This window comes from Micromonospora sp. LOL_023, from assembly GCF_048060115.1.
Taxonomy (GTDB): domain Bacteria; phylum Actinomycetota; class Actinomycetes; order Mycobacteriales; family Micromonosporaceae; genus Micromonospora_E.
The window spans coordinates 1-23503 of record NZ_JBHMIM010000018.1; the positions used below are offsets into that span (position 1 = coordinate 1).

The 23503-nt window shown below is 69.5% G+C and carries 22 protein-coding genes, 1 pseudogene and 3 riboswitches; of the genes and pseudogenes, 13 read left to right on the plus strand and 10 right to left on the minus strand.

Features of this window, described 5'->3' with window-relative positions:
* Nucleotides 1-147 precede the first annotated feature (147 nt).
* Together ACFHVL_RS12065 and ACFHVL_RS12070 are read left to right on the plus strand one after the other, a co-directional pair.
* Nucleotides 148-465, plus strand: a complete 318-nt coding sequence (locus ACFHVL_RS12065; protein ID WP_416627728.1) for a hypothetical protein — start codon at nucleotides 148-150, stop codon at nucleotides 463-465.
* A gap of 14 nt (nucleotides 466-479) precedes the next feature.
* Nucleotides 480-1574 carry a hypothetical protein gene (locus tag ACFHVL_RS12070; protein ID WP_416627729.1) on the plus strand — a complete coding sequence of 365 codons (1095 nt, stop codon included), beginning with the start codon at nucleotides 480-482 and terminating at the stop codon, nucleotides 1572-1574.
* Here ACFHVL_RS12070 and ACFHVL_RS12075 read toward each other — a convergent pair.
* Entirely contained in the window at nucleotides 1571-2608 is a 1038-nt protein-coding gene (locus ACFHVL_RS12075; RefSeq protein WP_416627730.1) for a hypothetical protein, read from the minus strand. The genes ACFHVL_RS12070 and ACFHVL_RS12075 overlap by 4 nt on opposite strands.
* A 648-nt stretch (nucleotides 2609-3256) precedes the next feature.
* Here ACFHVL_RS12075 and ACFHVL_RS12080 point away from each other — a divergent pair.
* From ACFHVL_RS12080 to ACFHVL_RS12090, 3 genes are read left to right on the plus strand one after another with little or no spacing between them, the layout of a single operon-like run.
* Nucleotides 3257-4489, plus strand: a complete 1233-nt coding sequence (locus ACFHVL_RS12080) for an ISAs1 family transposase (protein WP_416627731.1) — start codon at nucleotides 3257-3259, stop codon at nucleotides 4487-4489.
* A gap of 38 nt (nucleotides 4490-4527) precedes the next feature.
* Nucleotides 4528-4689, plus strand: a complete 162-nt coding sequence (locus ACFHVL_RS12085) for a hypothetical protein (protein ID WP_416627732.1) — start codon at nucleotides 4528-4530, stop codon at nucleotides 4687-4689.
* Nucleotides 4682-5284, plus strand: a complete 603-nt coding sequence (locus ACFHVL_RS12090) for a DUF5984 family protein (RefSeq protein ID WP_416627733.1) — start codon at nucleotides 4682-4684, stop codon at nucleotides 5282-5284. The genes ACFHVL_RS12085 and ACFHVL_RS12090 overlap by 8 nt, the downstream gene beginning before the upstream one ends.
* A 196-nt stretch (nucleotides 5285-5480) precedes the next feature.
* Here ACFHVL_RS12090 and ACFHVL_RS12095 read toward each other — a convergent pair whose 3' ends face one another.
* Together ACFHVL_RS12095 and ACFHVL_RS12100 are read right to left on the minus strand one after the other, a co-directional pair.
* Nucleotides 5481-5957 (minus strand): hypothetical protein, encoded by a 477-nt coding sequence (locus tag ACFHVL_RS12095; RefSeq protein ID WP_416627734.1) that lies wholly within the window; start codon nucleotides 5955-5957, stop codon nucleotides 5481-5483.
* A 36-nt stretch (nucleotides 5958-5993) separates the two neighbouring features.
* Complete coding sequence (locus tag ACFHVL_RS12100) at nucleotides 5994-7034, minus strand: prenyltransferase/squalene oxidase repeat-containing protein (RefSeq protein ID WP_416627735.1); 1041 nt, start codon at nucleotides 7032-7034, stop codon at nucleotides 5994-5996.
* A gap of 85 nt (nucleotides 7035-7119) precedes the next feature.
* Nucleotides 7120-7262, minus strand: a riboswitch (cobalamin riboswitch).
* Nucleotides 7263-7413: 151 nt separating this feature from the next.
* Nucleotides 7414-7569, plus strand: a riboswitch (cobalamin riboswitch).
* A 92-nt stretch (nucleotides 7570-7661) separates the two neighbouring features.
* On the opposite strand from ACFHVL_RS12100, the gene ACFHVL_RS12105 reads away from it, so the two are divergent.
* The 5 genes from ACFHVL_RS12105 to ACFHVL_RS12125 are packed head-to-tail and all read left to right on the plus strand — an operon-like array spanning nucleotide 7662 to nucleotide 13682.
* On the plus strand, nucleotides 7662-9110 hold the full coding sequence (locus tag ACFHVL_RS12105) for an LPXTG cell wall anchor domain-containing protein (protein ID WP_416627736.1): 1449 nt from the start codon (nucleotides 7662-7664) through the stop codon (nucleotides 9108-9110).
* On the plus strand, nucleotides 9107-10087 hold the full coding sequence (locus ACFHVL_RS12110; RefSeq protein ID WP_416627737.1) for a hypothetical protein: 981 nt from the start codon (nucleotides 9107-9109) through the stop codon (nucleotides 10085-10087). The genes ACFHVL_RS12105 and ACFHVL_RS12110 overlap by 4 nt, the downstream gene beginning before the upstream one ends.
* Complete coding sequence (locus tag ACFHVL_RS12115) at nucleotides 10088-11233, plus strand: energy-coupling factor transporter transmembrane component T (protein WP_416627738.1); 1146 nt, start codon at nucleotides 10088-10090, stop codon at nucleotides 11231-11233.
* Nucleotides 11230-12843, plus strand: coding sequence for an ABC transporter ATP-binding protein (locus ACFHVL_RS12120; protein ID WP_416627739.1), 1614 nt, complete (start codon nucleotides 11230-11232; stop codon nucleotides 12841-12843). Before ACFHVL_RS12115 ends, ACFHVL_RS12120 begins: the two co-directional genes overlap by 4 nt.
* Nucleotides 12840-13682 (plus strand): ECF transporter S component, encoded by an 843-nt coding sequence (locus ACFHVL_RS12125; protein WP_416627740.1) that lies wholly within the window; start codon nucleotides 12840-12842, stop codon nucleotides 13680-13682. Before ACFHVL_RS12120 ends, ACFHVL_RS12125 begins: the two co-directional genes overlap by 4 nt.
* A 167-nt stretch (nucleotides 13683-13849) precedes the next feature.
* Here the strand turns inward: ACFHVL_RS12125 and ACFHVL_RS12130 are convergent.
* Nucleotides 13850-14200, minus strand: a pseudogene (locus ACFHVL_RS12130) (alanine--tRNA ligase-related protein); the annotation flags it as partial.
* A gap of 244 nt (nucleotides 14201-14444) precedes the next feature.
* On the opposite strand from ACFHVL_RS12130, the gene def reads away from it, so the two are divergent.
* Nucleotides 14445-15014, plus strand: coding sequence for a peptide deformylase (def, locus tag ACFHVL_RS12135; protein ID WP_416627741.1), 570 nt, complete (start codon nucleotides 14445-14447; stop codon nucleotides 15012-15014).
* A gap of 3 nt (nucleotides 15015-15017) precedes the next feature.
* Nucleotides 15018-16070: a tRNA (adenosine(37)-N6)-threonylcarbamoyltransferase complex transferase subunit TsaD gene (gene tsaD, locus ACFHVL_RS12140; RefSeq protein WP_416627742.1), complete on the plus strand. Its 1053-nt coding sequence runs from the start codon at nucleotides 15018-15020 to the stop codon at nucleotides 16068-16070.
* Between the two features lie 160 nt (nucleotides 16071-16230).
* Here tsaD and metE read toward each other — a convergent pair whose 3' ends face one another.
* From metE to ACFHVL_RS12160, 4 genes are all read right to left on the minus strand, one after another.
* The gene (metE, locus tag ACFHVL_RS12145; RefSeq protein WP_416627743.1) at nucleotides 16231-18468 is read right to left on the minus strand and encodes a 5-methyltetrahydropteroyltriglutamate--homocysteine S-methyltransferase; all 2238 of its coding nucleotides are present in this window, start codon (nucleotides 18466-18468) and stop codon (nucleotides 16231-16233) included.
* 117 nt (nucleotides 18469-18585) lie between these two features.
* Nucleotides 18586-18801, minus strand: a riboswitch (cobalamin riboswitch).
* A 742-nt stretch (nucleotides 18802-19543) separates the two neighbouring features.
* Nucleotides 19544-19948: a recombinase family protein gene (locus tag ACFHVL_RS12150; protein ID WP_416627744.1), complete on the minus strand. Its 405-nt coding sequence runs from the start codon at nucleotides 19946-19948 to the stop codon at nucleotides 19544-19546.
* Nucleotides 19949-19954: 6 nt separating this feature from the next.
* Entirely contained in the window at nucleotides 19955-20494 is a 540-nt protein-coding gene (locus ACFHVL_RS12155) for a recombinase family protein (protein ID WP_416627745.1), read from the minus strand.
* A 215-nt stretch (nucleotides 20495-20709) separates the two neighbouring features.
* Nucleotides 20710-20892, minus strand: coding sequence for a hypothetical protein (locus ACFHVL_RS12160; protein WP_416627746.1), 183 nt, complete (start codon nucleotides 20890-20892; stop codon nucleotides 20710-20712).
* Between the two features lie 84 nt (nucleotides 20893-20976).
* Between ACFHVL_RS12160 and ACFHVL_RS12165 the strand changes: the two genes are divergently transcribed.
* Nucleotides 20977-21102, plus strand: a complete 126-nt coding sequence (locus ACFHVL_RS12165) for a hypothetical protein (protein ID WP_416627747.1) — start codon at nucleotides 20977-20979, stop codon at nucleotides 21100-21102.
* 202 nt (nucleotides 21103-21304) lie between these two features.
* Here ACFHVL_RS12165 and ACFHVL_RS12170 read toward each other — a convergent pair whose 3' ends face one another.
* On the minus strand, nucleotides 21305-22756 hold the full coding sequence (locus tag ACFHVL_RS12170) for an ABC transporter ATP-binding protein (RefSeq protein ID WP_416627748.1): 1452 nt from the start codon (nucleotides 22754-22756) through the stop codon (nucleotides 21305-21307).
* A complete protein-coding gene (locus ACFHVL_RS12175; RefSeq protein ID WP_416627749.1) occupies nucleotides 22753-23490 on the minus strand; it encodes an energy-coupling factor transporter transmembrane component T in 738 nt (245 codons plus the stop codon). Before ACFHVL_RS12175 ends, ACFHVL_RS12170 begins: the two co-directional genes overlap by 4 nt.
* Nucleotides 23491-23503 lie beyond the last annotated feature (13 nt).

Here is a 23503-nt window from a genome sequence, read left to right on the forward strand (position 1 = left end):
GATGAACTTCGAGGCTAGTCACCCGAAAGATCATCAGGAGTCGCGCTCGTTCCGCAACTCGCCTCGTGTCCGGTTCTCAACACGGACAGAACCTCTCAAGCCGGAACAACGCCGGGGCCGTGACTCGGGGATCGCCTTCCGGATCGGATGGTCCAGGACTGGACGGTCGAACTGAACTGCGGCCATCTGGGTGCCGATCACTTCATCCCCGTCGAGTGTCGCGATGGCCCGGCGGCGTACCGGGCGGCACATCCCACACGCCACGGGCTGCGGTGCATCGATGAGGTGTGCCACCAGCGTCAGGTGCACGGCGTACGGCGGCTCGGCGTGCTGGGGAAGATCCGGATACCGGCGCAGTCGTCACCACCGCCCCACCCTGTCGCCATGGCCGCACGGGACCTACGGCGCCGGCTGAGCAAGCAGGAGCGGCAGGACCTCATCCGTCAACTACAAGAGGACGAATAGCAGGACATGCCACCGTGGAGATCACACCAGAAGAGGTCATCAAACGGGTACGCGCCGCAGGTGGCCGGCTCTCGTTAGACGGTGTCGACGAGGAAGAACTCGCTGCGTGGCGACACGCCTCGAAGGTCGCCTATCTACGGCTGCTACGAGCAGGCCATGAACGGCTACATCGGTCGAGCGGACCGGGCTCGGTGCACCTGTACCTGGAGCAGATCGACGAGGAACCCCCAGAGCCGGATCCGGAGGAACTTGCCGCCCGGATGCGCGAATCGGCGCCCGAACCGGTGCTGCCGCGCACAGCCGAGTTCCTCGGTCGGACGGTGCCTGTGCCGTCGAAGGTAACCAACCCACACCCTCTGGTGGAACAACTGGTCAACGGGCTACATGCCTCCGACCGCCGAATCTACGGCCCGGACTACTCGTGGCGCGTCCCGCGCCGACGGTACCCGCTACTCAAGATGCGCCGCATCTGGCAGGCCCTCATCAACGAAGCCCAGTTCCGCGGCTACTCCGTCCACTTCGAGCCGGAGCGCGACTACTACGACAACGGCAAGCTCGTTGTGCGCATCGGCTGGGACGACTTCCCCCTCGCGCTGTACGGAGAACGCGGTAAGCCGCTGACCTTGCGGATGGCCGAACGACATCCTCACCGTCGACGCGGATACGAGACCTGGACCGACTCCGACAACGATCCGTTGCACAAGAATCTCGGCGAGGTGTTCACCTTCATCGAACGGTGGGCAGACCTGCTCCTCCAGCGGCGCGAGGCCGAACGCCGCAGCGAGATGGAGGCCCTCCGCCGCCGGGAACAAGCCGAGGCCGAAGCCCGCCGCGAGTTCGCCGAAGACCGCCGACGGCAGGTGATCGCGCAGCGGCTGGCGGAGGTCCAGTTCGCCGAGGACGCTCGCGCGTACGGCGCAGCCCTGCAGGCCGCAGCCGACCAACTCGACCATCCCCGCGCCGAACAGGTACGCGCCTGGGCGCAATGGGTTTCCGAGCACGCCGACCGCATCGACCCACGCCGGACCCTGGCAGGCATGCCCAAGACGCCCAAGCCGACGCACGACGAACTGCGGCAGTACCTGCCCAAGGGAGGCTACTGGTACTAGCCGTGGTACCAGCGCCGATTCGGATGCCATGGCATCGGCGACGCCTGCAAGGGCTCGGGAGCCCGATGCGTCAGGGTCGCCCGTGGGCCGTCGCGGTCGTCCTCGTCGGGAGAGGGTTGAGGGGGTAGGCCCGGCGGGTCGGCGAGCGGATCGATGTCCGCCGCATACTCGCGCGCCCATACCAGCCACGGGTCCCCAGCCGGCATACCCGCCGTCTCCAATTGGTCACAGTGGCCACGGATGTCCCGTGCAAGCCGCCATGCGGCGACCTCGGCGCGCAGCGCCTTGTCGCGTCGCTTGGTGATCCGCCGTAGCCGCTTGTCCTCCAGACGCTGCCGCTCCGCGCGCTGCTGAGCTTCCCGCTCGACGCGTATGGCTGCAGCGCGGAGCTCGATCTCCGCCAGCACGGCAGGTAGCTCGTCCTCAACCCGGCGCCGGGCGTGGTCGGTCCACCGTGCCGGTTCGCCGCCGGCGGCTTCGATCTGCAGGACCAGGCGCAGTGACCACCTTGCGCCGGTTTCCTCCGCGATCCGCACGCCGTATCCCTCGCCGTCCACCTCGACGATGGCCAGCACGTCCTCAAGGCCGGACTTCACCCGATGGCCTCTTGCTTGGGCCGCGTCCACGAGCGCTTGGATGATTGTCAGCGTACGGGTTCGGTTCCCTGGGGATGCGGGTAGCCGGTGCGGCATGTCGCGGAGCCGGTTCACCACCGGATGTGGATCGATCAGCTCTTCAGGGACCTGAATGGGCGATGGCTGCGCGATGCCCTGGTACTGGCGGAAGGGGTGCTCACCACGACGCAGCTCCATGGTCAGATCGCCGCTGTCCCGACCTCGATGGAGCAGGTGCCAGCCGGACGGGACCTCACCGGATTGCTTGACGGCGTGCAGAAACCGGCGCCATGCCGACCGCACCGTGTCCGATGGGTCAGCGACCTGGACTGATCCGCCGCCCTGTTCTAAAAGATCAAGGAACTCGGCACCGGTGGCCGGTGGCTTCTGGGTAGCGGGCAGTCGCAGCACTTCGGCCATCGTCACGAACCTGGGACCCGACGTCAAGACCTTCTCGGCAACTATCATTCGAGCGGAGCCACACGCAGCGCCGCGGGCGCCACCCTGCGAAGGCATAGGAACCAAGGTCCTGGCAGAGCCAGCCAGGCATCGGCCGCCAAGAATATCCTCGGTACTTCACCGGCACGGAGCACGCAGTGCTGCTGACGAACGATCTGGCCCGTAAGCCCGTCCGGCTCTGCTGGCCAGTCAACGGTCCCAATCGGCCTCCCCCGAACGATCTGCGACAGCCGGCGAGCAGCGTTGCGCACTCATCCCATTGTCTCGGCTGTCGCGACACGCTGACCGTCGAGTTCGTCAGGTACAGCGGTACCTGGTACCAACGTGGAGCCTGGGTACGGACTGCCGCCCGACCGCCGCGCGGTGCCGTGCCCCCCGTCTCACGCCATCAACGGCGGTTACTCTGGGGAGTGGCTTGTGACCGAGCAGGATCATCTGCCGACGGACAAACCGTCATCCCCAGGGCTGTTGCGTAGTCGGTTGAGGGGCTCTTGAGCTGGGGTTTTCGATGGGATTCGGCGAGTTCCGGGGTCCGTGTAGGACGGGTGCGGCCCGCTGGTGATCATGAGTTTGCGAAGACCATGACCCAGAAGAGGACCGCACCCGCTGATGTCATCATCACTGACCGAGATCGTGTTGCCACATCGACCCCCCAACCTGCCGTCACCAGTCGTGGTGACCGATCGTGACCGCCGTAGCTTGTTCGTGGCCCTGGAGGCCATCAACGACCCACGGGATCCACGAGGCCGGAGATACCCGCTGGTCAGCGTGCTTGCGGCGGCGGTGTGCGCGGTACTGGCCGGGGCGTGCACGTTCGCCGCCGTCCACGACTGGGTGCGTTTCCAGGACCGTCCCGTGTGGGTTCGACTCGGGTTCACCGGACGGGTACCCGCCGCCACGACGGTGTGGCGGCTGTTGATCCGGCTCGACGCCGAGGTGTTGTCACAGGTTCTGGCCCGCTGGCTGCGTGACCGGGCGGGGCCGGTCGTGATCGGCGGGCGCCGGTGGCGCCTGGTGATCGCCGTGGACGGCAAGGTCGCCCGGGGCGCCCGACTACCCGACGGGCGGCAGGTCCACCTGCTCTCGGCGTACGACGTCAGCACCGGGATCGTGCTCGCCCAGGTCCAGATCGCGGCGAAGTCGAACGAGATCCCGGCGTTCACCCCGCTGCTACGCCTGGTCGCGGCCGTGCTGGGATCGTTGAGGGACGTCCTCGTGGTCGCGGACGCGTTGCACGCACAGACCGGGCACGCCGAGTTGCTCGCCGCCGACGGCGGACATCTGATGACCGCGGTCAAGGCCAACCAGCCCACCTTGTTCGCCCAGCTCAAGGCCCTTCCCTGGGCTGAGGTCCCGGTCGGGTCCCAGACCCGCGAGACCGGTCACGGACGCAAGGAGACCCGCACCGTCAAGGTCCTCACCGTGTCCACCCCGGGCGGCCTGGGCTTCCCCTACGCGCGGCAGGCCGTTCGGATCACCCGGACCCGCACGATCAAGGGCAGGATCACCCGTGAGACGGCGTACCTGACCGTCTCGCTGCCCGCCGACCAGGCCCAGCCCGCTGATCTGGGCACCTGGGCGCGGTCGGAATGGCATATCGAGAATCGGCTCCATCACGTACGGGATGTCACGTTCCGTGAGGATGCCCATAGCGCCCGAACGGGTAGCGGGCCCGCCGTGTTCGCCACGCTCCGCAACACCGCGATCGGGGACCACCACGTTGATGGTGCTACCAACATCGCCGAAGCCACCCGACGTGCCAGCCACCGCCCGCACGACCTCATCGACGCCGTAACCACAGGAAACCCTGCCGTGACCAGGGGTAACCCGATTTTGCAATAGCCCTGGGGTGCGGGGTGTTCCGCAACGATCCCGCGACCGTGGCCGACGCGTTCGCCCAAGCGTTGGACGTGGTCGCTCACTTCGATCACGTCGTCTTCGCCATCCGCGACAACCTGCCCGGAACACCGGTCCACGCGGCATTCGCCCAACATGTCAGCCCCACGGCCGACGAAGGCACCAGCGGCAACCATCGTGGCTGACCAGCACCCGGTACGCCGAACACCACCGGCAATCCGCTTCCAGTTCCAGCTACGCCCGCTGGACCAGGTACACCCCCGGGGTCGGGACAAACAGACGCTGCACTGGTTCGGACTCACCGAAGGCTGGTACTGGCTCGACCTCAACGGACATCAACTGCTGCGCTACTCCGCCGAGACGGTGCGCCGCCGGCAAGCAGACGGCCACGACGATCCACCGTACGCCGACTACTACGTCGTACGGCTGTGGGAAGACCTGCTGCAGCTACTCCCTACGATTCTGGAACCGGTGCCCGCCGATCTGCTGCCCTTCATCGCAGCGGACGCCACGACCTGGACCACCCGAGACAACGATGTCGGTGCAGATTTCACCGCCGAGCAGTGGTACGGCGACCACTACCTGGACTTCGGCTACCTGCGTAACGGCCCGAAGGTTCGCTGCTGGCGCACCATCAGCACCGACGACGACACGGTAACAATCGACTGGTGGAACCAGCGACCCGACCCGAACGACGACATCATCTTCACCGGCCCAGCACGCGGACGTACGGCTTCCTGCACTCAGCAGCTCACCGACGCGGTGCGTGATCATGGCTGATCGACGGCTGGCCGTTCGACTTGACGCCCATCACGTTGCGCTGTCCGGAGTCTGCGCCAACTGCGCGCCGCCCAGCGTCGACCGAGCCGGTCAGACTCAGGCTGACCAATCAGAAAGTGCCACGATGGATAGTGCGGCCGGCCAGGCCTGACATCCAGCAGGCCTGGCCGGTCCAGATGGTCGCCGCGCCGAGCGATCAGGGTGGGGTGATGGAGGGTGCCTGGCCGGATCCGAATCGCCAGCCCTCGACCGTGCCGATAGCCGGGTTGTAGCTGCTGGCGCCGAGGGTGCTGTAGGTCCAGGTGCCGCCGGGCGTCGAATGCCAGTACGACCAGTAGGCGCTGGCCGGTGGGGTGTTGACGCAGGGCTCAGCCGCAGGCGTCGGCAGGCCGTCGATGCGGCAGATGAAGGCGAGTCCCCAACGCAGGGTGCCGGTGGGGGTGAAACCGGCGCCCTGCAGGGCTGCGAGGCCAGTCGGCGGGTCGCCGGGATAGCAGTTGGTCTGTACGCCGAGTCCGAAGGCGGTGAAGTCGACGACGACGGTGACGCCGGTGCCGGGTGCACAGGCGGCGGCGTGCGCCGGGCGGGTCAGCGGGTCGACCGCGACCAGTCCTGCTGCCAGCACGACGATCGCGGCGAGTGCCGCCAGTCGGCGGCGGATCGATGTTGCCATGATTCCTCCGTGGGCTAGCTACGCGGGACTGAACGGCTAGGCGCAGGCCAGGGTCGGCGCGTCCGGTCGGGAGCCGTTGGCAGACAGGGTGACCAGGCTGGCTGCGGCCAGGCCGGGTACGGCCTGCGCGGTGGCGCGGGGTGCGGTGGCGGGGTCGAATCCGGTGGTGGTGTAGGCGATCGCGCCCCGGTCGGCGATGGCACCGGTGCAGCCGACCTGCAGGTTCAGCAGGAACTGACGGGCCTGCCACCAGGCCAGCACCCGGCCGGTCGCCACCAGCGCCTGGGCGGCCAGGCCGGTGCTGTTGGCGTTGGCGACCCCGCCGGCGGTGAACGAGCCGTCGGTGGCCTGTACGGAGATCAGCCACTGCGCGGCCGTCTGGGCCTGGTGCCATTCGCCGGCCGCGACCAGTGCCTGGATCGCCATCGCGGTGGCGTCGACGTCGCTGATGCAGGTGGCCTGGGCGAACTGGAGCGGGAACCCGCCGTCCGGGCACTGGCTGGCGGTCAGGAAGGACACGGCCTGCGCTGGCGCGCCGCCGGCCCGGTCCAGGGCGATGACGGCGAACGACTGGCTGAACATGTTGCTGTAGTCGCCGAACGCGGACTGGTCGGAGAAGCGGCCGGAGGGTGTCATCAGTCCGGTGAGCCGGGTGAGCAGATCGATGCCACCGAACGATGTGGGGTCGAGGCCACGGACCTGCACGCCGAGCGCGAGCTTGGCGGTGGCGCCGGCGTACGCCTCGGTGCCGCCGCCGATGTAGCCGGTGATCACCGCCGGTTCGGCGAGCCAGGTGATCGCGTTGGTCGCGTAGCTGTCGGCTTCCTTGGCTGCGGCGAAAGTGAAGATCGCGTCGATGGTGAGGCCCTGATCGGGGTAGGCGATGCCGCCGAAGACGACTTCGAAGCGTTCTCCGTCGACCATCTGCCGGGCGAGCCAGCCAGCGGCGGCGTCGACGCGGTTGTGGGTCTGAGGTGGAGTGGCTGCGGCCGGCGCGGCCGCGGTCACGGTGAGCGCGAGAGCGGCGAGTACACCGGTGGTGACGAGTCGGAGACGGTGACGGCGGTGGGTGGCCATCGGGCGGCGCCTTTCCGGCCCATACGTCGATGCGACCCGGGTGGACCGGGTGGCTCCGACCCGTGGGCCACGACGGGTGGGACATCCTTAGCAGCGGTACGTCGACGGGTACTCGGGCTCGCGGCATGGTGTTCGCCGCCTACCGTTGCGGGCCAGCGCCGGCTTCCGACCGGACTTCCCCCATCGATGCACAGGTGCGGAACTGCTGCGGACAGTGTGGGCATGACTCCTCTCGGTCGTCAACGGCTCGGCCCTGATCGGGCCGGTGGCTTCGCCGGTCATACTCGGCACGGTGGCTGTCAACCGCTGAGCAGATCCGCTATTCGATCCGATCGGCCGCCGCCCGTGACGTCCGGTGAGGACGCCCGCGGTTGCCGATCTGACATACTCGGTAGCGGCTCGTCACAACTGAATGTGCTCCCAGGCGGGGGAAGCCGGTGCGAGGCCGGCGCTGACCCGCAGCCGTATGCGCGCCGGTGTGCCTGTGAGCACCGGTACGCGAGCCGGAATGCCCGACTGTGGAGTGAGCGGCTCAACACGTCGTGGTCTACGGATCGAGCCCGGATCGGCCTTGGTCGCGTGCGACCGGCGGATGCGGTTTCGGTCACCGCTCCGAAAGGTCCCTCCATGGTTCGTGGCTTTCTCAGTCGGGTCCTGCCGGCGCTTGCCGCCCTCGCGGTGGTCGCCGCCAGTGCTGGGGTCACTCTCGCCCGTCCCGCCGGGTCTCCGACTCTGCGATTGGCCGCCACTCCCGCAGCGGCGCAGGCCGGATCACACTGGCTTTCCGGTCAACTGGTCGACGGTGGTCTGCCGGGCTTCGTCGGCAGTGACTGGGGACTGACGATCGACGCGCTGTTCGCGCTGCGGGCCACCGGCACCGAGCTGGCCGCTGTCGCCGCCATCACCGAGGCGCTCGCGGCCAACGCCGACGGCTACGCCGCCATCCGGACCGAGATGGGCGATTTCGTCACCGGCGGATCGACGGCGAAGGTGCTCCTGGCCGCCGTCGCCGCCGGTGTCGATCCGACCGATTTCGGTGGACACGACTGGCGTCAGCGCACACTGGACCTGATCTACGGCACCGACCACGGCACCAGGACGGGTTGGCTGTACGACCGCAATCTCGACACCACCGCCGGGTCGAACCTGTTCGGTCAGTCGCTGGCCGTCATAGGACTGGCCCGCTCCGGAGGTGTACCGCAGCCGGTGGTCGACTTTCTCGTCAAGCAGCAGTGCCCAGGCGGCGGGTTCCGCCTGTATCCCAGCGCGGCCGGCAACGCCTGCTCGGCGGACCCTGCGACGGAGCAAAGCATGGAGGTGGACGCGACGGCGATGGCGGTGCAGGCTCTGCTGGCAGCCGCCGACGCCGGAGCGAGCGGCACCGCCGAGCCGCTGGCTGCGGCCACATCGTGGCTGCTGTCGGTGCAGGCGGCTGACGGATCCTTCAACGGCTCCGGCTTCACCAACTATCCCAACACCAACAGCACTGGTCTGGCCGGGCAGGCACTGGCCGCCGCCGGCGAGCACACCGCCGCCGGACAGGCCGCCGGGTTCGTCGCCGCGCAACAGCTCACCACCGCCAACGCTGGTGCGGCGTCGGCACACGTCGGCGCGATCGCCTATACCCCGGACTCGCTCGCCACAGCCGTCACCGACGGAATCGGCGAGTCCGAACTGGACCAGTGGCGCCGGGCCACCGCCCAGGCGGTCCTCGGCTTGGCGCAGGTGCCGCTGGGTCAGATCGGCACCGGCGACCCGGCACCCACCCCGACCTTGACGCCGACACCGAGCCCCAGTGCGACGCCCACCCCGAGCGCCACGCCGAGTCCCACCCCGGAGCCGAGTCCCACCCCGACGCCCACCAGCAGCCCGAGCACACCGTCGCCGACACCCACCTCGACGGTCACCGCCAGCCCGACCCCGACCGGCACACCGGCCACGACTCCACCTCCGGGCGGACGCCTGCCTAAAACCGGTGCCCCGGTCGCCGCCTACGGTCTGCTTGGCGGCGCGACGATCGTCGCCGGGGTCGGCCTGCTCCTGGTGACCCGCCGCCGCAGGGAAACACTGCAATGACGACCGGCACAGTAGCCGGGGTGGACAGCGCGACGCGACGCGCGACGCTGTCGATCCGTGCGGCGCGGCTGCTCATCGCCGTGGTTGTCGCCGCCGGTGCCGCCCTAGCGCCGGCCGGCCCAGCCGCAGCGGCCGGGCTGGCCGGCTACTGTCCGGATGGCAACGGAGTCACCGTCATCGTCGACTTTCAGGAACTGGGCGGGCCGACGATCATCCGGTGCGCCGTCGGCGACCAGGTCACCGGCCACGCCGCGTTGAAGAACGCCGGCGTTTCGATCACCGGTACCACCCGTTGGGGCGAATCGTTCATCTGCCGGATCGAGGGCAGACCGACCGCCGCCGAGGAAGCGTGCGTCGACACGCCCCCGGCGAGCGCGTACTGGTCCTACTGGCACGCCCCCGACGGCGGACCCTGGACGTACAGCCAGCATGGCGTGCTTGCGCGTAAGCCTCCGCTCGGCAGTTTCGAAGGCTGGTCGTTCGCCAAGAACCGGACGGCGTCGACCAGCCCGCCACCCCGCATCGCCCCGGTACGTCCCGCGCCACCGCCGCCGGTCACCCCGCCGTCTGCCGCCCCGCCGCCAGCAACGCCGCAGCTGCCCAGGGCCACGCCCCCGACCGACCCGAAACCGCCAACGGATCCGGCACCGCCGGGCGGGGCGCCCACCCGCCAACCACCGGCCACCTCCACCACGCCCGCAGGCGTACGGACGTCAGGCCCGTCGTCGCCGGAATCGACCACCGCAGGCACCCCTGTCGTTTCGACCGCACCGTCGGCCAGCCCTGCGGGTGAGGCTTCCGCACCAGTGCAGACCGGAGACCCCGCTGCCCGGACCGAGGCGTGGACCGGGGACGTCGACCGGACGTCCACGCAGCGCACCGGGGTGCCGGTCATGACAGTGCTCGGTGCCGGCCTGCTGTTCGTGGTCACCGTCGCCGCGGTGGTCACCGCGCGCCGCCGACGCCGGAACGGATAGATGCCCACGCCAGGCGCCCGGGCGCCCAGGGCGGTGCACCCGGGCGCCTGGTGGCTCTGGGCGCTCGGGCTGGCCACCGCCGCCACCCGTACCACGAATCCGCTGCTGCTCGCGCTGATCATCGGAGTGGCCGGTTACGTGGTCGCCGCCCGCCGTACAGACGCGCCGTGGGCCCTCGGTTTCCGGCTCTACCTGTGGCTCGGAGCGATCATCGTCTGCTCCCGGATTCTGTTCCGGGTCGTCTTCGGCGGGGGCCAGGGCGACCATGTCCTGTTCACCCTTCCGCAGATCCCACTGCCCGAGTGGGCGGCCGGGATCCGACTACTCGGGCCGGTCTCCCTGGAACAACTACTCGGCGGCGGATACGACGGGCTGCGGCTGGCCACGATGGTGATCTGCCTCGGCGCGGCCAACGCGCTTGCCAACCCGAAACGGCTGCTACGGGCCGTACCCAGCGCGCTCTACGAGGTCGGAACAGCCGCCGTGGTGGCGCTGTCCGTCGCGCCGCAGCTCGTGGAGAGCGTGCTGCGGGTACGCCGGGCCCGGCGGTTGCGCGGTGCCCGACGCAACGGCATGCGTGCACTGCGTGGCATCGTCATCCCGGTACTCACCGACGCCCTCGACCGGTCGCTGGCCCTCGCCGCCGCGATGGACTCCCGCGGCTACGGCCGCCGCGGACCTCAGCCGACCTCGGTGCACGCGATGACCGGTGCCCTGATGATCGGCGGTCTGTGTGGGGTCTGCGTCGGAATGTACGGACTGATGGACGCCACCACCCCCCGCTTTCTGGGACTGCCGATGCTGGCTGCCGGGATAGGCGTCGCCGCCGCAGGGCTGGCGGTCAGCGGCCGGAGAGTGCTCCGCAGCACGTACCGTCCGGACCGGTTCGCCGGCACAGAGCTGCTGGTTGCGGCCTGCGGGCTGGTCGCGGCTGCCGGGCTCTACCTGACCACCCGGGTCGACCCCGCCAACCTCTACCCGTCGCTGAGCCCGCTGGAGTGGCCGCAGATCGCACCGCTGCCGGCCGCCGCGATCCTGGTCGCCGCGCTGCCCGCGTGGCTGGCACCGCCGCCACCGAGTGAAACGGACACAGCCGGCGCTCCCACCGCGCGGGGCGAGCGTCAGCAGGAGGTGGCACACGGATGATCGAGTTCGACGCGGTCACGGTCACCTACTCCGGGGCTGCAGCGCCCGCGCTGGTCGACGCGACGCTGAGCATCGCCGAGGGCGAGCTGTGTCTGGTCGCCGGCCGTACCGGTGCCGGAAAGTCCACTCTGCTCCGTGCGATCAACGGACTCGTCCCGCACTTCACCGGGGGCCGACTCAGTGGCCGGGTCACCGTCGCCGGGCGCAGCACCCGGGACCATCCACCCCGCGAATTCGCCGACCTGGTCGGCGTCGTCGGACAGGACCCACTGGCCGGGTTCACCACCGACACCGTCGAGGAGGAACTCGCCTACGGCATGGAACAGCTCGCCGTCCCCGCAGCCGTGATGCGCAAACGGGTGGAGGAAACCCTCGACCTGCTGGGCATCGCCGAGCTGCGCCGCCGCCCGCTGCGTACCCTCTCCGGCGGGCAGCAGCAACGGGTCGCGATCGGAGCCGCGCTCACCGCGCACCCCAAGGTGCTCGTCCTCGACGAGCCCACCTCGTCGCTCGACCCCACGGCCGCAGAGGACGTGCTCGCGGCGATCACCCGACTCGTCCATGACCTCGGCGTCACCGTCGTCGTGGCCGAGCATCGACTGGAGCGGGTCGTCCAGTACGCCGACTACCTCGTCTACCTGCCCGGCGACGGTACCGTGCGGTCCGGGACACCGGGCGAGATCCTGGCCACCGCCGACGTCGCCCCACCCGTCGTCGAGCTGGGCCGCCTCGTCGGCTGGCAGCCGCTACCACTGTCGGTACGAGACGCCCGCCGGCACGCCGCCGACCTGCGTACCCGGCTGGCCGCCGCCGGCCCGCCGCCGACCCGCGCCCTCGCCGCCGGGCCGCTCCTGCTGCGGGCCCGACAGATCGTCGTCCGCTACGGTCCGGTCGTCGCGGTGCGCGGCGTCGACGTTGACCTGACGGCAGGTACCGTGACCGCGCTGATGGGACGCAACGGTTCCGGCAAGTCCTCGCTGTTGTGGGCGCTGCAGGGATCCGGGCCGCGGCAGGGCGGGCGGGTCGACGTCGGCGGGGTCGACCCCCGCAGTCGGCCGGCGCACCAGGCCCGCGCGCTCGTCGGCCTCGTCCCGCAGACCGCCAGCGACCTGCTCTACCTCGACAGCGTCGAGCAGGAGTGCGATCAGGCCGACCGGGAGTCCGGCTCCTCGGCCGGCACCTGCCGGGCACTGCTTGACGGGCTCGTACCCGGCATCGGGGACCAGCAGCACCCTCGGGATCTGTCCGAAGGGCAGAAACTGGCCCTCGTCCTCGCCGTACAGCTGACCGCCGCACCCACCACCGTCCTGCTGGACGAACCCACCCGCGGCCTCGACTACCCCGGCAAGAGGCACTTCGCGACGATGATCCGCCGCCTCGCCGACGACGGACGGACAGTCGTCGTCGCCACCCACGACGTCGAGTTCGTGGCCGCCGTCGCCGACCGCGTCCTGGTGATGGCCGACGGCGATATCGTCGCCGACGGATCCGCCACCGACGTGCTCGCCGCCTCTCCGGCCTTCGCGCCACAGGTAGCGAAGGTCCTCGCGCCGCAGCCCTGGCTCACCGTCGACCAGGTTGCCGCCGCGCTCGCTGACGGACCGAGATGAGCCCGGGAACAGCCGACGAACCGGTGCCGCCGCGCCGGGCACTGCTGCGGATACCGGCACGCGGTGCCCTGGTCCTCGGCCTCGTGTCGGCCGCGGGTCTGGCCATGTTCTTCTGGCCGCTGTTCGCCGCCCCTGACCCGGCGGCGATCGCGCATACCACCGACGCCCCGCTGATGTTCGTGCTGATCCTGCCGCTGCTCATCGCCATCGTGCTCAGCGAACTCACCTCGGGCAGGATCGACTCGAAGACGTTGGCGATGCTCGGCGTACTGTCGGCGGTCAACGCCGCGCTCCGGCCACTCGGTGCCGGCACCGCCGGCATCGAAACAGTCTTCTTTCTTCTCGTACTCGCCGGACGGGTGTTCGGCCCCGGTTTCGGATTCGTGCTCGGCTGCACCAGCCTGTTCGCCTCGGCGCTGCTGACCGCCGGCGTCGGTCCGTGGCTGCCTTTCCAGATGGTCGCCGCCGCCTGGGTCGGCCTCGGCGCCGGGTTGCTCCCCCGCCGGTCTCGCGGCAAGGCCGAGATCGCCGTCCTCACCCTGTACGGGATCCTCGCCGCCTACGGTTACGGCTTCCTGATGAACATGTGGTTCTGGCCGTACCTGGCGCAGGGCACCCAGCTCGGCTTCGTCCCTGGCGACCCCGTCCTGGACAACCTGCACCGGTTCGCCCTGTTCACCGTCACCACCTCCACCCTCGGCTGGGACACCGGCCGTGCCCTGACCAACGGCATCGCGATCCTGCTCGCCGGACCGGCGGTACTCGCCGTGCTCCGCCGCGCAGCCCGCCGCGCCGCCTTCGACGCACCCGTGGAGTTCGGGCCGGCTACTCTGCGATGACGCGTGCGGCTGACGTGACGACGCGGTAGTGAGGTATGCCAGGTAAGGTCATGCCGCGGCGGCGAGGTAGCGCAGTCGCGCCAGCAGTTCAGCTGGATCTCCGGTGGCCTTGCCCTGGGCGAGCACAGCATTGCCGCCACCGCGGCCGGCGAGCAGCTGTTTGATCAGCCGCCCTGCTCGGCCGGCTTGGTCGACAGCTCCCAGGCAAGGCGGACCGCACCGGCCTTGAAGTAGTCGCCGAACGAGAAGTTGCCGTTCATCTGGAAGAACGTGCCGTGCCGGCTGGTCTTGCCGACCTCGTCGATGTCCGGCGTCCGGATGCACTTCTGCACCGAAGCTGCGGTCGGGTAGGGCGCAGGCCGCTGGCCGAGGAAGAACGGGACGAACTGCACCATCCCGGCGTTGATGAACAGGAGGTTGGGATCCGAGATCGCTGGCAGCGGAGCCGACGGGACCACCGTGTGCCCGTTCGCCGCGAAGTGGGCCAGGAACCGCTGCTTGATCTCCGCCGTGCGCACCAACGCCCCCTTGTTGCAATTAACTTGCAACTGCATCGTATGTGTGACAGGAGGAGGTGGGTCGGGGCGCCCCCTGTACCCGCTGCCGCGGCTCGCACCCAGACCGGCGGGGTAACGGCAGATCCAGGTGCAACACACGACGGCGTCGTCACCTACGCGCGCGATGCACCGGACGCCGAGCCACCGCAAACCGAGGCCATGACCACAAACCCACGGGAGCTTCTTGCAAAAATATTGCAGTTGCATGGAAAATGCAGTTGTGCAGACCTCGACCGGCACCCCGCGCCCCATCACCAGACACGGCTCCCCCGTCCTGCACCACCCTTGTGCCGAGGTGACCGTCTTCGACGACGCCCTCGCCGGGCTCGTGGCCGACATGTTCGCCAGCATGTACGCCGCGCACGGTGTGGGGCTGGCGGCCAACCAGATCGGCGTCGACGCCCGGATCTTCGTCGTCGACTGCCCTGACGCGACCGGCGCCCACACTGTCGCCGCGATCGTCAACCCGGTCCTGCACCTGCCCGATCAGCGGGGACTGGCGACCGACGTCGAAGGATGCCTGTCCGTGCCCGGCCGGCACGCCGACCTAGCCCGCTGTGCCACCGCCACCGTCACCGGGTTCGACATGTACGGGACGGAGATCCGGCTCGACGGCACCGGCACCCTAGCCCGGTGCTTCCAGCACGAGGTCGACCATCTCGACGGCCTCGTCTACGTCGACCGGATCCCGGCCAAACTCCGCAGGAGAATCGTCACCGCCAGCGCCGAGCATCCCGGCGTCGGCGCAGGCGTCGACACGACTCCGGGCGACTGACCGATGCCCATCGTCCTCGGCATCGAGACCTCCTGCGACGAGACCGGCGTCGGAGTCGTCGCCGACGGGGTCCTCCTCAGTGACGCGCTCGCCACCAGCATGGACGAACACGCCCGCTTCGGCGGCGTCGTCCCCGAGATCGCCGCCCGCGCACACCTGCACGCCATCACCCCGATGGTCCGCCACGCCCTCGACCGCGCCGGCATCGGCATCGGCCAGATCGACGCCGTCGCCGCCACCGCCGGCCCCGGCCTCGCCACCGCCGTGCAGGTAGGCCTCGCCGCCGGCAAGGCTTACGCCCTCAGCCTCGGCGTGCCGTTCTACGGCGTTCACCACCTCGCCGGCCACGCCGCCGTCGACGTCCTCGAACACGGCCCGCTGCCTGCCCGTAGCGTCGCGTTGATCGTCTCCGGCGGGCACACCTCCCTGCTACTGATCGGTGACCTCGCGACCGAGCCAGTCATCCACCTCGGCGACACCCTCGACGACGCCGCAGGAGAGGCGTTCGACAAGGTCGCCCGCCTGCTTGGTCTGCCCTACCCTGGCGGTCCAGCCATCGACCGCGTGGCCCGCGACGGCGACCCTGGCGCGATCGCTTTCCCCCGCCCGATGACCGGGCCGGCTGACCCGCCCTACCAGTTTTCCTTCTCCGGCCTCAAGACTGCGGTAGCCCGCTGGGTCGAGAAACACCACGAACACCCCCTGCCGATAGCCGACATCGCCGCGTCATTCCAGGAGTCCGTAGCTGACACTCTCACCCGCAAGGCCCTGGCCGCCTGCCGGGACCACCAGGTCGACACGCTCCTGCTCGTCGGTGGCGTCGCCGCGAACAGCCGCGTCCGCGCCCTCGCCGAACACCGTTGCGCCACCGCCGGCGTCCGGCTCCGCGTGCCCTCGGTACGGCTCTGCACCGACAACGGTGCCATGATCGCAGCACTCGGTGACCTGCTCGTGCGTGCCGGCGTCACCCCCGACCGGCTCGATCTTGGCGCCGACCCGTCCGCCGTCCTGGACGGCGCGCTGCTGAACGGACACCGCCAGAAGCGAGCACGGTGAGCAGTTCGGCGTAGCGTGACTCCATGGCTTGTAGATCAGCGCCCGCCGATAGATCAGCGCCCGCCGAATCCGTAGGCCAGGCGAAGAACTCACCGTTCATGACCTACCGGGTCCGGCCCGGGCGGACACCTACGTGGTGTCCGCCCAGGCGCCAGCCTCGTCAGTTCCCGCGCAGCTGCGCAGCGGCGACGACCAGATGCCGCAGCGACGCCTCGACCTCAGCGTAGCCGCGGGTCTTCAGACCACAGTCCGGATTGACCCACAACCGCCCGGCCGGCATGGCCGCAGCTGCCCTACGGAGGGCCTCGACCACCTCGTCGCGGGACGGCACCCGGGGCGAATGGATGTCCCACACCCCGGGGCCGACACCGCGCCGGTAGCCGATCGCAGCCAGATCGTCGAGGACCTCCATCTTCGAGCGTGACGCCTCGATGCTGGTCACATCGGCGTCCAGCGCGTCGATCGCGGCGATGACCTCACCGAACTCCGAGTAGCACAGGTGGGTGTGGATCTGAGTGTCATCGGCGACGCCGCTGGTCGCCAGCCGGAACGCGCCGACCGCCCAGTCCAGGTACGCCTGCTGGCCTGCCCTGCGCAGCGGCAGGGTCTCCCGCAGGGCCGGTTCGTCGACCTGGATCACCCGGATTCCGGCCGCCTCCAGATCACGGCATTCGTCGCGCAGGGCGAGTGCGACCTGGTCGGCGGTGTCGGCCAGCGGCTGGTCGGTACGGACGAACGACCAGGCCAGGATCGTGACCGGCCCCGTGAGCATGCCCTTGATCGGCTTGCTGGTGAGCGACTGGGCGTAGGTGGACCAGTCGACCGTCATCGGGGCCACGCGGGCCACGTCGCCGTAGATGATCGGCGGACGCACGCAGCGGGAGCCGTACGACTGGACCCAACCATGCTCCGTAGCCGCGAAACCGTCCAACTGTTCGCCGAAGTACTGCACCATGTCGTTGCGTTCCGGTTCGCCGTGCACCAGCACATCCAGGCCCAGCTTCTCCTGCAGTCGGATGACATGCTCGACCTCAGCGCGCATCCGCTCGACGTAGCCGTCGTGGTCGAGCCGACCAGCCCGGTACGCGGCGCGGGCCCTACGCAACTCGTCGGTCTGCGGGAACGACCCGATCGTGGTCGTCGGCAACTCCGGCAGCCCCAGCCGCTGCTGCTGCGCGGCCGCCCGATCCGGGTAGTCGCCACGCTGCCGGTCGGCGGGGCCGAGGGCTGCCAGCCGGACACGCACGTCGCCGCGCCGCCACCCGACCGGAGCGACCGGCAGCGGTGCGGGCAGGTTGGCGATGCCGTCGCGCAGCGCCCTGCCGAGCAGGACCACCTCATCGACCTTCTGCCGGGCGAACGCCAGCCGGGCGGACAGCTCCGGGTCGAGTCCGCCTTCGACCGCGAGGTCGACCGGGACGTGCATCAGCGAACAGGAAGTGGCGACGGCGACATGGTCGGCCAGCCCGGCGATGTTCGCTCCGACCGAGACGGCGGCATGCAGGTCCGTACGCCAGATGTTGCGGCCGTCCACCAGCCCGGCGACGATCGTCCGGCCACGCAGCGGCCCGGCGGCGGCGAGCCGGTTCAGATTTCCCGGCCCGGCCGCCAGGTCCAGACCGATCGCCTCCACCGACGTGCCCAGCAGCGCGGGCAGAGCGTCACCGAATTCGCCGAAGTAGGTGGCTACGAAGATCCTCGGCCGCTGAGTGACCTCCGCGAGGCGGGCGTAGGCGCCGCGCAGGGCGTCGATCTCGGCCGGGGTGCGGTCGGCGACGTAGGCCGGCTCGTCCAACTGCACCCAGTCCACCCCTGCAGCCGCCAGCGCGGCGAGGATATCGACGTACACCTCGACCAGCTCGTCCAGCCGGGAGAACGGGTCGTCGCCCTTGGCCAGCAGCAGGAACGTGGCCGGCCCGACGAACACCGGTCGAGTGGTGATACCCAGCTCACGGGCTTCGGCGTACTCACCCAACGCCTTCGCCGGGTTCGGACGGAAGACGAGGCCCGGGTCGATCTCCGGGACCAGGTAGTGGTAGTTCGTGTCGAACCATTTGGTCAGCTCCAGCGCCGGCTCGGCGTCGACGCCTCGGGCCATCGCGAAGTAGGTGTCCAACTCGCCGAGGCCGAGCCGGGCGAACCGGCCAGGGATCGCACCAACGGCGACGGCGGTGTCGAGCATGTGATCGTAGTAGGAGAATGTGTTCGACGGGATCGCGTCGAGCCGGGCGTCGGCTAGCGTCCGCCAGACCTCGGACCGCAGCTCAGCGGCGATCCTCTCCAATTCCTCGGCGTCGATGCCGCCCGCCCAGTAGGCCTCGAGGACCTTCTTCAGCTCACGGTCGGCACCGATGCGCGGATAGCCGAGCACGGTGCTCTGCCCGAATGCGGTAGTCACCAATGGGTCCTTCCCTCGAAGTGCCCGACGGACACGGGAGGGGAGGAAGGCAGGGCACGGCGTGGCACCCGGCTTTCCGCCCTAGCCCTCCCGAGAGGCCGCCGGCGGCGCACACCAGGCGGTGTACGCAGCGCTGGCAGGTCTTCGGACTCGCGGGCGTGACACGTTGGTCGCCTACTGGCCGTCGCTTCCCAGACCTTGCGGTCCAGTGCTTCGTTGACGGCGGTCGTTCCCACTCACCGCTGCGGGGCAGTCCCGGACTCGCACCGGGTTCCCTCTTACGACGCCCCGCCCAACTCGCGGACGGGACGAACCAGCACCGCCCGCCATCGTACGGGCCGCGCCGTCGCGCCGGCGCCAGGGTCCGCCGCACGGGACACCGCAGAGCCCAATACCGGTCAACGAATCGGGGATGCCCGCCTGGGGCCATAGGGGTCTGGAGTAGCTATTCGCTACGTGAGCACCAGTTCATCACGCAGAACGATCATGTAGTTGGAGATCAACTCCGGCTCGGACACGTTATTTCCGCACGAAGGGTGATACCTACTCGCTTTACTGGTGATCCCCGTCCCGCTGGACGGGGATCTTCGCTGTGGTGGTGGCGGGGAAGCTCCCTGCCGGATCGAGCAGGTATGTCGCGGTCGCGGTGTCGACAACTCGGGCGAAGTAGTCACACGACGATCATGTCGTTGTCACGAAGGTAGGCGGCAACCCTGCCCAGGTCCACGCAGCGCAACGCGGGATGGTGACGGTGCAGCCCGCGGTCGTAGCGGAGTGCGTCGAGGAGATGATCTTCCCGGACGTAGAGGGTCCTCGGCCAGGGCGAGACCGTCGTACGGCTACTCGTGTGGCCGTGGCGGCAACGGTAACCGGGACGGCCATGCACCCAATGGGAGTCCATGCACCGGCCACAGACCTCCCAACACACCAACCCCGCCAGGAGATACCGGCGAGAAACGCCATCCGCAGGGACGGGCGCGGTACGCATCGCCTGGACCGCGACGAACCGCTCCTCACTCACCAACGACGGATGAACGACCTGACCGGAAACGACCCACTGCGGAGCCCCGTTGCGTCACTGCACCTCGCGGCCTCGAGCAACAGGGCCCTCAGGCTCGACACCGTCGCGGTCGGCACGCTGCCGGTTCCACACCTGACGGCCGGTGTAACAGGGATTGGCCAGGATCGCCGCGACCGTCGTCAGCATCCAACCCCGGCCACTGCGGTGCCGGTTACGTCCCGGATCAACGGCGGACGGGCAGGCAACACCGGCGTCGTTGAGAGCACGAGCGATACGGGCCACACTGCGACCGGCAAGCCGCTGGGCAAAGATCCACCGCACGCGCGGCGCAGTGACCGGATCAGGCTCCAGACGATGCAGACGCCGATCCCAGGCGGCGTGACCACGATTCGGATGCGGACCCGCGTCAACCAGCCGATAGCCGTACGGCGGCCGGCCGCCGAGATACCGGCCCTGCACCTCGGCCTAGGCGCGCATCGCCGCCATCGTACGATACCGCGCCCGCGACACCTCCCGCTGCGAATGCACACCAAGCAGGTCCAGCAACGCCAACTGCCGGGGATTGTCGAAGTCCACCGGCCCGTACGTCTCCGGCAACCACAACTGCACACCATGCCCGACAAGGATCAGGGTCAACTGCTCAAGCTGCTGACCATGGAAGGCACGCTCGTACTCGCCCACGACGATCGCGTCGAACCCCCGCGCCGGGTCCCCCAAAGCGGCGAGCAGCCGCGCCGTCTGCGGCCGATCCGGCCACGCCACCCGACGGGAGACACCCTCGTCGATGAACTCGGCCACGATCCGACCATGACCAGCCACCAGATCCTCGGCGCAGTCGCGCTGCCACCGACACGACGACACCCGATCCTGAAAGTCGACCGTCGACATTCGACCGTAGCACGCGAACCTCAGCCCATCAACGGACGACACAGACCGCCGTGACCGTGGCACACGCCGGCCGGCCGCCCACGACGAGCGGATGCCCCGTTCCGGTGCTGTCGTCATGGGCCCCACGATCGGCGCGTCTCCCCCGTCCCGGATTCCCGTCCAGGGCAGGAGAAACAGCTGATCTACGCAGGTCAAACACCTAATCCGTTCTGTCGCGGCGACAGAGGCACCCGGAGCAGACGCCGACGATCTTCGCGTGGGTCGCTCACACCGACTGCTGGCGGACCCTGCGCCGGCCTCGAGGTACGGACCTGGCGCGCAGCGCAGGACGTTCACATCCACCAATGGAAGGTCATGCCGGTGCTGGGCGGCCCGTGCACCAGCATCAGCACCTGCTCGGCATGCAGCCGGCCCAGCATCTCGATGTCGGTGCCACCAGCCAGCTCGTGCAGCAGTACAGCTCCCGTTTGGCTGGGTGACGGGCTTGCGCCGGCCGGACCGGCTGGCGCGGCCACCGCTGGACATGCCGGGCGGCGACGCCGGCCGGGGCGACCTGGAAGCGGCGCGGATCGGTGTGGTGGGTGGCGTAGCGGGGGGCCATGTTCCTGAGCTCCTCGAACACCCGCCCGGACGAGGTCGCGCCGATCGCCCGGGTGATCTGGCCAGCCTTCAGTGGGCTGTCAGGGTTGTCGACCCTGGTGCGTGGCGACAGCCGATACAAGTGACCCCATCCGGCGACCGGGGGACCAGCGGTCGGTGTCGGTGTGAGGGTTCGCGCCAGGGCTGGCCGGTTGCGGTGACGTCGGGTTCAGGGATCCGGTGATGAACCAGGATGAAGCCGGACGCCGTGAGGATGCCGACGATGGATCTGGCGACCATGGTAATGCCCTGCACGGTGCTGACAGCGCGCAGTTGGGCGAAGGCCCGTCATCGCTGTGCGTCGTTCGCGGTGCGGGCTGCGGGGGTGAGCGTGAGCTGCCGGTCAGCGGTGAGGGCGATCAGGTCTTCGTCGTGGCTGATCAGCAAGACGACCGAGCCGTCTGCGGCAATCTGCCGGATCTGGTCCGAGATGGACTGGAGATGTCGCCGGTCGACACCGGAGCTGGGTTCGTCGAAGACGACGATGCGTCGATCGCAGACTCGCGCCGCAGCGACGACGAGGCGCTGCTGCTGGCCGCCGGACAGGGACAGCGGGTGACGGTCGGCGAGGTGGGCTAGGTCGAGCGTGGCGAGCATCTTGGATGCGGTGGGAGCGCCGGCGACGCCGTTGGCGGCGAGTTCGATCTCGGTCTCGACGCGGTCGGTGAAGAGTTGGCGCTGCACGTCCTGCATGACGATCGCGCTGGCGCGGCGTCGTGCGCGGGGCTTGACGGGTTTCCCGTCAAGGAGCACGGTGCCGGGACAACTCTGGAGTCCAGTGACGACCCGGGCGAGGGTGGACTTGCCCGCGCCGTTGACGCCGTGGATCGCCGTCACCTCGCCGGCGGCGAACGCGACGCATTCGAGGTCGAGGACCGTGCGTCCGCCGAGCCGGCAGTGGACGCCGGCAAGCTCGAGCGCCGCTGAGGGCACGTCGTCGGATGGGACCGGGTTTGCGGCACTTGCCCCCGAGGCCGCCACAGCGGGCAGTTCGGCGGCGCGGACGGTCCCGCGCAGTCCTTCCCTAGCGAGCATGTCATCGGGCACTGTGTGGAACTGGGCTGCCGACCACTCGATGTCGACGGTTCCGTCGCGCATGACGACGACGCGGTCGACAAGGTCCTGAAGATAGCGCAGGCGGTGCTCGGCGATGACGATCGTGACACCTTTGCCCTTGAGGTCGGCGAGGGTGGCGGTCAGCCGCCGGACGGCGTCAGCCGAGAGGTTCGAGCTGGGCTCGTCAAGCAGCAGGATACGAGGGCGGTGAGCCATCGCGGCGGCGATCGCGACCTGCTGCTGCTGGCCGCCGGACAGGTACTGGAGGCGTTGGTCGGTCGGCACCCCGACGGCAAGCTCGGCGATCGTCGTCGTCACCTGGGTGCGGATCGCCTCGGGTGGGAACCCGAAGTTCTCCATCGCGAAGGCAATCTCCTCCCTGACCGTGTCGGTGAAGAACTGCCGGCGTGGGTGCTGAAGGACGGTGCCGGTACGCAGGCCGATCTCGTCGGGTTCGACGACGTCCGTGGACAGGCCGCTGACGGTTACGGTGCCGGTGAGGTTCCCTCCCTCGTGGAAGTGCGGGATGAGGCCGTTCATGAGGCGCAGCGCGGTGGACTTGCCGCAACCGCTCGCGCCGCAGAGGACGACGAACTCACCGGGGGCGACGGCGAGGCTGAGCTCTCGCAGGCTCGGTGCGTCGGCGTACGGATAGGTCCAGGTGACCTGGTCGATGCGGATCATGCCAGTGGTGCGGGCAGGAGGACGGCGGCGGTGGCCACGCCGGCGGTGAGGAGGGTCATGACGAGGTCGGTCCGTCCGAGGCGTGGTGGATGCATCGCGGTCGGTGTGCGGTGCGAGCCGAGTCCGCGGAGGATCGCGGAGGCCGACAGGTCTTCGCTGGCCCGCAGGCTCGAGGCGATCATGGGAACGGCGAATCGTTCTAGGCTCAGGACGGGGTGGCGCAGGAACCCGCCGGCGCCGGTGAGACCGCGCAGTCGCATGGCGTCGCGGACCGCGGCGGACTCGGCGACGACGACCGGGAAGAAGCGCAGCATGACCGCCAGAGTCACCGAGATCGCCCGCGGTGCCTTCGCGGCGCGCAGGGCCGCGGCGAGTTCGGTCGGCGATGTCGTGGCGATCAGGTGGGCCCCGACCCCGATCGCCACGACGAACCGGATCAGGTATGTGCAGACCAGCGACACGATCGCGGTGACCGGGTTCGGCCACCACAGTGGCAGCAGCCAGCCGAGCACCCACATCGCCGCGACCGTGATGGGGAGGACCAGCGCACGATGCCGTGCGCCTTCCCAGAGCGCGAGACCCACCGCGATCAGCAGCGCGGCAGGCACGAAGCGGAGGCCTCCCGGGCTTGTCACGGCCGTGCTGACGAGGACGACGAGCAGGATCTTGGTGCGCGGGTCGAGTCCCGGCGACCGGATAATGCCTGCCGGCGTCCGCACCTCAAGCAGGTTCATGTTCGCGTGCGGC

Coding starts and splice junctions, on each gene's coding strand:
- ACFHVL_RS12075 (WP_416627730.1), bottom strand. CDS start 2,608: ATGGCCGAAGTGCTGCGACTGCCCGCTACCCAGAAGCCACCGGCCACC.
- tsaD (WP_416627742.1), top strand. CDS start 15,018: ATGCCCATCGTCCTCGGCATCGAGACCTCCTGCGACGAGACCGGCGTC.
- ACFHVL_RS12165 (WP_416627747.1), top strand. CDS start 20,977: ATGTTCCTGAGCTCCTCGAACACCCGCCCGGACGAGGTCGCGCCGATC.
- ACFHVL_RS12105 (WP_416627736.1), top strand. CDS start 7,662: ATGGTTCGTGGCTTTCTCAGTCGGGTCCTGCCGGCGCTTGCCGCCCTC.
- ACFHVL_RS12125 (WP_416627740.1), top strand. CDS start 12,840: ATGAGCCCGGGAACAGCCGACGAACCGGTGCCGCCGCGCCGGGCACTG.
- ACFHVL_RS12115 (WP_416627738.1), top strand. CDS start 10,088: ATGCCCACGCCAGGCGCCCGGGCGCCCAGGGCGGTGCACCCGGGCGCC.
- ACFHVL_RS12155 (WP_416627745.1), bottom strand. CDS start 20,494: ATGACGACAGCACCGGAACGGGGCATCCGCTCGTCGTGGGCGGCCGGC.
- ACFHVL_RS12170 (WP_416627748.1), bottom strand. CDS start 22,756: ATGATCCGCATCGACCAGGTCACCTGGACCTATCCGTACGCCGACGCA.
- def (WP_416627741.1), top strand. CDS start 14,445: ATGGAAAATGCAGTTGTGCAGACCTCGACCGGCACCCCGCGCCCCATC.
- ACFHVL_RS12080 (WP_416627731.1), top strand. CDS start 3,257: ATGTCATCATCACTGACCGAGATCGTGTTGCCACATCGACCCCCCAAC.
- ACFHVL_RS12100 (WP_416627735.1), bottom strand. CDS start 7,034: ATGGCCACCCACCGCCGTCACCGTCTCCGACTCGTCACCACCGGTGTA.
- ACFHVL_RS12110 (WP_416627737.1), top strand. CDS start 9,107: ATGACGACCGGCACAGTAGCCGGGGTGGACAGCGCGACGCGACGCGCG.
- ACFHVL_RS12095 (WP_416627734.1), bottom strand. CDS start 5,957: ATGGCAACATCGATCCGCCGCCGACTGGCGGCACTCGCCGCGATCGTC.
- ACFHVL_RS12120 (WP_416627739.1), top strand. CDS start 11,230: ATGATCGAGTTCGACGCGGTCACGGTCACCTACTCCGGGGCTGCAGCG.
- ACFHVL_RS12175 (WP_416627749.1), bottom strand. CDS start 23,490: ATGAACCTGCTTGAGGTGCGGACGCCGGCAGGCATTATCCGGTCGCCG.
- ACFHVL_RS12065 (WP_416627728.1), top strand. CDS start 148: ATGGTCCAGGACTGGACGGTCGAACTGAACTGCGGCCATCTGGGTGCC.